Source organism: Frateuria defendens, assembly GCF_001182895.1.
Taxonomy (GTDB): Bacteria; Pseudomonadota; Gammaproteobacteria; order Xanthomonadales; family Rhodanobacteraceae; genus Frateuria_B; species Frateuria_B defendens.
Genome location: NZ_LFQR01000146.1, coordinates 1 through 1189, shown reverse-complemented (window position 1 = coordinate 1189; position 1189 = coordinate 1). Strand labels below are relative to the sequence as shown.

The window sequence follows — 1189 nt, the reverse complement described above, 5'->3', positions numbered from 1 at the left end:
CATGGCAAAGGGTAAATTCGAACGCACCAAGCCGCACGTGAACGTGGGCACGATCGGTCACGTGGACCACGGCAAGACGACGCTGACGGCGGCGCTGACGAAGATCGGTGCGGAGCGTTTTGGTGGCGAGTTCAAGGCGTACGACGCGATCGACGCGGCGCCGGAAGAGAAGGCGCGCGGCATCACGATCTCGACGGCGCACGTGGAATACGAATCGCCGGTGCGCCACTACGCACACGTGGACTGCCCGGGCCATGCGGACTACGTGAAGAACATGATCACGGGTGCGGCGCAGATGGACGGCGCGATCCTGGTGTGCTCGGCGGCGGACGGCCCGATGCCGCAGACGCGCGAGCACATCCTGCTGTCGCGCCAGGTGGGCGTGCCGTACATCGTGGTGTTCCTGAACAAGGCGGACATGGTCGATGACGCGGAGCTGCTCGAGCTGGTCGAGATGGAAGTGCGCGAGTTGCTGTCGAAGTACGACTTCCCGGGCGACGACACCCCGATCATCCACGGTTCGGCGCTGAAGGCGCTGGAGGGTGATCAGTCGGAGATCGGCGTGCCGGCGATCATCAAGCTGGTGGACGCGCTGGACACGTACATTCCGGAGCCGCAGCGCGACATCGACAAGCCGTTCCTGATGCCGGTCGAGGACGTGTTCTCGATCTCGGGTCGCGGCACGGTGGTGACCGGTCGCGTGGAGCGCGGTGTGGTCAAGGTGGGCGAGGAAATCGAGATCGTCGGTATCCGCCCGACCGTGAAGACGACGGTGACCGGCGTGGAGATGTTCCGCAAGCTGCTGGACCAGGGTCAGGCGGGCGACAATGTGGGCCTGCTGCTGCGCGGCACGAAGCGTGACGACGTGGAGCGTGGCCAGGTGCTGGCCAAGCCCGGTTCGATCACCCCGCACACGGACTTCGAGGCCGAGGTGTACGTGCTGTCGAAGGAAGAGGGCGGCCGCCACACCCCGTTCTTCAAGGGTTACCGTCCGCAGTTCTACTTCCGTACCACGGACGTGACCGGCGCGGTGCAGCTGCCGGAGGGCGTGGAGATGGTGATGCCGGGCGACAACGTGAAGATGGTGGTGAGCCTGATCGCGCCGATCGCGATGGACGAGGGCCTGCGCTTCGCGATCCGCGAAGGCGGCCGCACCGTCGGCGCCGGCGTCGTCGCCAAGATCATCAAG

The 1189-nt window shown here is 65.9% G+C and carries 1 protein-coding gene; it reads left to right on the top strand.

The window, feature by feature from the left end; translation table 11 throughout:
* Window position 1: 1 nt before the first annotated feature.
* Window positions 2-1189: elongation factor Tu (tuf, locus tag ACH65_RS16575; protein ID WP_049621824.1), on the top strand; the 1188-nt coding region annotated here is incomplete at its 3' end.